This window comes from Cellulosimicrobium cellulans (genome assembly GCF_042723955.1).
Classification (GTDB): Bacteria; Actinomycetota; Actinomycetes; order Actinomycetales; family Cellulomonadaceae; genus Cellulosimicrobium; species Cellulosimicrobium cellulans_H.
This window is the reverse complement of the sequence record NZ_JBHXIC010000152.1, coordinates 1-5251: the sequence shown is the minus strand read 5'-3', so window position 1 is coordinate 5251 and position 5251 is coordinate 1. Positions and strand designations below refer to the sequence as shown.

General features: G+C 72.4%; 4 protein-coding genes. All 4 read right to left on the bottom strand.

The features are described from left to right. Positions 1-102: 102 nt before the first annotated feature. Positions 103-1482 (bottom strand): allantoinase AllB, encoded by a 1380-nt coding sequence (gene allB, locus ACFWH7_RS20680; RefSeq protein ID WP_378219507.1) that lies wholly within the window; start codon positions 1480-1482, stop codon positions 103-105. A 28-nt stretch (positions 1483-1510) separates the two neighbouring features. Next, positions 1511-3286: a glyoxylate carboligase gene (gene gcl, locus ACFWH7_RS20675; protein WP_378219505.1), complete on the bottom strand. Its 1776-nt coding sequence runs from the start codon at positions 3284-3286 to the stop codon at positions 1511-1513. A 43-nt stretch (positions 3287-3329) separates the two neighbouring features. Then, entirely contained in the window at positions 3330-4214 is an 885-nt protein-coding gene (locus ACFWH7_RS20670) for a 2-hydroxy-3-oxopropionate reductase (RefSeq protein WP_378219503.1), read from the bottom strand. A 62-nt stretch (positions 4215-4276) separates the two neighbouring features. Beyond that, a complete protein-coding gene (locus tag ACFWH7_RS20665; protein WP_378219501.1) occupies positions 4277-5083 on the bottom strand; it encodes a hydroxypyruvate isomerase family protein in 807 nt (268 codons plus the stop codon). Positions 5084-5251 lie beyond the last annotated feature (168 nt).

Genomic DNA, 5251 nt, shown 5'->3' with positions numbered 1-5251 from the left:
AGACCCGCGCGCGGGCCCCCCCCGCCGGGGGCGCGCCCCCCGGGGGCGGGGGGCCCCCCCCCGCCCCCCCCCCGCCCCCCCCCCCCGGGAGTCTGCGGCCCCTCAGGCCTCGCCGCGTGCCAGGAGGCGACCCGTGGGGCGGTCGAACGTGATCTCCTCGCCCCGCAGGTAGGTCGCGACGACGGCGCCCGAGAGCGGGCGGTCGGCGTACGGCGTGATGGGGTTCTTGTGGTGCAGGGCCTTCGGGTCGACGACGAACGCCGTGTCCGGCTCGACGACCGCGAGGTCGGCGTCGAAGCCGAGCGCGATCGAGCCCTTGCGCCGCAGTCCCGCGATGCCGGCGGGGCGCGACGACATCCACTCGACGACGCGCGCGAACGGCACGCCCCGCGTCCGCGCCTCGGTCCACACGATCGCGAGGCCGAGCTGGAGCGACGAGACGCCGCCCCACGCCGTCCCGAAGTCCCCCGTGTCGAGGTCCTTGAGGTCGGGCGTGCTCGGCGAGTGGTCGGAGACGATGCAGTCGATCGTCCCGTCGATCAGCCCCTCCCAGAGCAGCTCGCGGTTGTCGATCTCCCGGATCGGCGGGCAGCACTTGAACTGCGTCGCGCCGTCGGGGATCTCCTCGGCCGCGAGCGCCAGGTAGTGGGGGCACGTCTCGACCGTGAGCCGCACGCCCTCGCGCTTCGCGCTGCGGATCATGGGCAGCGCGTCGGAGCTCGACAGGTGCAGCACGTGGGCGCGCGCGCCGGTCCACCGCGCGGCCTCGATCACGGCGGCGATCGCGACGTTCTCCGCACCGCGCGGGCGCGACGCGAGGAACGTGTCGTAGTGGTCGCCGTGCGGCGTGGGGGCGTGCTCGATGGCGCGCGAGTCCTCGGCGTGCACGAGCATGAACCCGTCGAAGTCGGCGAGGACGCGCAGGTCGGCCTCGAGCTCGTCGGGCTCGAGGTATCCGAACTCCTCGACGCCCGAGTGCAGCAGGAAGCACTTGAACCCGAACACGCCCGCGTCCCACAGAGGCCGCAGCTCGTCGGCGTTGCCGGGCACGGCGCCGCCCCAGAACCCGACGTCGACGAACGCCTGGTCGCGCGCGACCTTCTGCTTGGTCTCGAGCGCCTCGACGTCGACCGTCGGCGGGATCGAGTTGAGCGGCATGTCGACGATCGTCGTCACCCCGCCCGCGGCGGCGGCCCGCGTCGCGGACGCGAACCCCTCCCACTCGGTGCGCCCGGGCTCGTTGACGTGCACGTGCGTGTCCACGAGCCCGGGCACCAGCACCTGGTGCGGCTCCAGCTCGACGACCCGGGCGCCGTCGAGCCCGGCGCCGAAGGGCTCGATCGCGCGGACCACTCCCCCGACGACGCCGACCTCTCGCGGGTGCTCGCCACCGGCGACGAGCACGCGCTCGCCCCGCACGACGAGGTCGTACTCGTGCTCGCGGCCGCTCGTCCCACCCGCGCTCATCGCGACCTCCTCCATGTCGTCTGCTCCCTACGGTGCGCCATGCTCAGTCGAGCAGCGCGACGGCGGTCGGCGCGTCGTCGGCCGAGATCGCGAGGTCCTCGAACTCGTTGACGCCCGTGAGCTCGACGCCCATCGCGATGTTCGTCACACGCTCGAGGATGACCTCGACCACGACCGGCACACGGAACTCGGCAGCCATGCCCTGCGCCTTGGCGAAGGCGTCGCCGAGCTCGTCGGGGTCGGTCACGCGGATCGCCTTGCAGCCCAGGCCCTCGGCCACCTTGACGTGGTCGACGCCGTAGCCGCCCACCTCGGGCGAGTTGATGTTCTCGAACGAGAGCTGCACGTGGTAGTCCATGTCGAACGCGCGCTGCGACTGGCGGATGAGGCCGAGGTAGGAGTTGTTCACGACGACGTGCACGTACGGCAGGTTGAACTGCGCGCCGACCGCGAGCTCCTCGATCATGAACTGGAAGTCGTAGTCGCCCGAGAGCGCGACGACCGGCTCGTCCGGCACAGCCTTGGCGACGCCGAGCGCAGCCGGTCCGGTCCACCCGAGCGGCCCTGCCTGGCCCGCGTTGATCCAGTGCCGCGGCTGGTAGACGTGCAGGAACTGCGCGCCGGCGATCTGCGAGAGGCCGATCGTCGTGACGTAGCGCGTCTCCGGGCCGAACGCCTTGTTCATCTCCTCGTACACGCGCTGCGGCTTGATGGGGATCTCGGTGAAGTGCGTCTTGCGCTGGAGCGTGCGCTTGCGCTCGGCACACTCGGCGACCCAGCCGGAGTAGTCGCGCGCCCGCCCTGCGTCGCGGCGCTCGCGCGCGACCTCGACGAACAGCTCGAGGGCGGCCTTCGCGTCGGAGACGATGCCGTAGTCGGGCGCGAACACGCGCCCGATCTGCGTCGGCTCGATGTCGACGTGGACGAACGTGCGGCCCGCGCGGTACGTGTCGAGGCCGCCCGTGTGGCGGTTGGCCCAGCGGTTGCCGATCCCGAGCACGAAGTCGGACGCGAGCAGGTTCGCGTTGCCGTAGCGGTGCGACGTCTGGAGCCCGGCCATGCCCGCCATGAGCGCGTGGTCGTCCGGGATGACGCCCCAGCCCATGAGCGTCGGGATCACCGGGACGCCCAGCGTCTCGGCGAGCTCGACGAGCAGGTCTTCGCCGCCCGCGTTGACGATGCCGCCGCCCGCGATCAGCAGGGGGCGCTCGGCAGCGAGCAGCAGGTCGATCGCCTTCTCCGCCTGCGCGCGCGTCGCCGTCGGGCGGTGCACGGGCAGCGGCTGGTACGTCGCCGGGTCGAACTCGATCTCCGCGAGCTGCACGTCGATCGGCAGGTCGATGAGCACCGGGCCCGGGCGGCCCGAGCGCATGAGGTGGAACGCCTGCTGGAAGACCTGTGGCACCTGCCCGGCCTCGAGGACGGTCTTGGCCATCTTGGTCACCGGAGCGGCGATGCTCGCGATGTCGACGGCCTGGAAGTCCTCCTTGTCGAGCTTGGCGACCGGCGCCTGGCCCGTGATGCAGAGCATCGGGATCGAGTCGGCCCACGCGGCGTAGAGGCCGGTGATCATGTCGGTGCCCGCGGGGCCCGATGTGCCGATGCAGATGCCGATGTTCCCCGGCTTCGCGCGGGAGTAGCCGTCGGCCATGTGCGACGCGCCCTCGACGTGACGGGCGAGCACGTGGTCGATGCCGCCGTGCGCACGCATCGCGGAGTAGAAGGGGTTGATGGCGGCTCCGGGCAGGCCGAACGCCTGGGTCGCGCCCTCGATCTCGAGGATCGCCACTGCGGCGTCCACCGCACGCATACGAGGCATGGTTTCTCTCCTTGCTGGAGGTGACGTCGTCGTCAGGGGAAGGTCAGGAGCCGTCGCGGCCGGACAGGCGCTCGACGCCGCGGAACAGGCCGGAGTGGTCGAGGCCGCCGTCGCCGTTGGCGCGGGCGGAGGCCATGAGCTGGGCGACGAGGCCGCCGAGCGGCGCGACGACGCCCGCCTCGCGGGCCGCGGCGGTGACGATGCCGAGGTCCTTGTGGTGGAGCTCGATCCGGAAACCGGGGCCGAAGTCGCGGTCGAGCATCTTGCGCGCCTTCTGGTTCAGCACGGCCGAGCCCGCGAGCCCGCCGCCGAGGACCTGGACCGCGGCGTCGGTGTCGACGCCGTAGGCCTCGAGGAACACGATCGCCTCGGCCAGCGCCTGGATGTTCGCGGCGACGATGAGCTGGTTGGCGGCCTTGACGGTCTGACCGGAGCCGTTCGGGCCCACGTGCACGACCGTCTTGCCGACGACGTCGAGGAACGGCTTGGCCGCCTCGAAGTCCTCGGGCGTGCCGCCGACCATGATCGACAGCGCGGCGTTGATCGCGCCCGGCTCGCCGCCCGAGACGGGGGCGTCGACGATCCGCAGGCCCGCGTCCTTCGCCTGCTGCGCGAGCGCGACCGTGACGTCGGGACGGATCGACGAGAAGTCGATGACGAGCGCCCCGGGCTTGGCGTTCGCGAGGACGCCGTCGTCGCCGGTGAGGACGGCCTCGACGTCGGGCGAGTCGGGGACCATGATCGCGACGATGTCGGCGCCGGAGACGGCGTCGGCGACCGACCCGGCCGCGCGGCCGCCGGCCTCGACCAGCGGCGCGGTCTTCTCGGGGCTGCGGTTGTAGCCCGCGACGTCGTGGCCGGCGTTCTGGAGGTGGACGGCCATGGGGCTGCCCATGATGCCGAGTCCGATGAAGGCGATGGAGGCCATGGTGTGCTCCTCTGGGTGGTTCAGTTCGGGGGTCTGTGTCGGCCGGTGGACGAGCGCGGAGGTCAGCGCTCGGCGGCCGGGAGCCACGCGAACGGGTCGGCGGCCTCCGTCTTGTACTCGAGGCCGATCCAGCCGTCGTACCCGCCGGCGCGCAGGTCCTTGGTCCAGCGGTCGATCGGCAGGTCGCCCGTGCCGGGCTCGCCGCGCCCCGGCGCGTCCGCGATCTGCACGTGCGCGATGCGGCCGCGGTAGGTCGACAGGGCCGCGTCGACGTCGTCGCCGTTCACGGCCAGGTGGTAGACGTCGAGCAGCAGGCCGAGGTTCGTCTCGCCGTGGTCGGCGGCGACCCGGTCGATGACACGCACGGCGTCGGCGGCGGTCTTCAGCGGGTACGCCGGCGCCCCGCTCACGGGCTCGACGAGCACCGTCCCGCCGGTGCGCCCGACGGCGCGGGCCGCGAGCGCGAGGTTCTCGGCGCCGAGCTCGTCCTGCGCCTCGGGCGTCTCGCCCTCCTGGCGGTTGCCGTAGAGAGCGTTGAACGCGCGGCAGCCGGTGCGCTCACCGATCGCGGTGACGACGTCGAGGTTGGCCCGCAGGTCGGCCGAGCGCGCGGGCCACGACACGAGGCCGCGGTCGCCGCCCGGCATGTTGCCGGCGTCGAAGTTGAGGCCCGTGAGCTGGACGTCCGCCGCCTCGATCGCACCGACGAACGCGTCCACCTCGTCCTGCGCCGGCGTGGGCGACGCGAACGGCCACCAGAACTCGACACCGCGGAAGCCCGCGGCCGCCGCGGCGGCCGGCCGCTCGAGCAGCGGCAGGTCCGTGAGCAGGATCGAGCAGTTGACGGTGTACGTCGGTGCGGGGCTCATCGTCGTCTCCCTGGGTCCGTCCGCGTCTCGCTGCGTTGCGATTCCATTCTGCGGAACTTTTCTTCTGCTGGATGGAAGTGTAGGCACGCTCGCGGCGGAGCGTCAACAGCCGGTGCGGCACACCGTCCGGTTGTGGGCATGGAAAGGGCCCGGTTCCCCGTGCGGAAC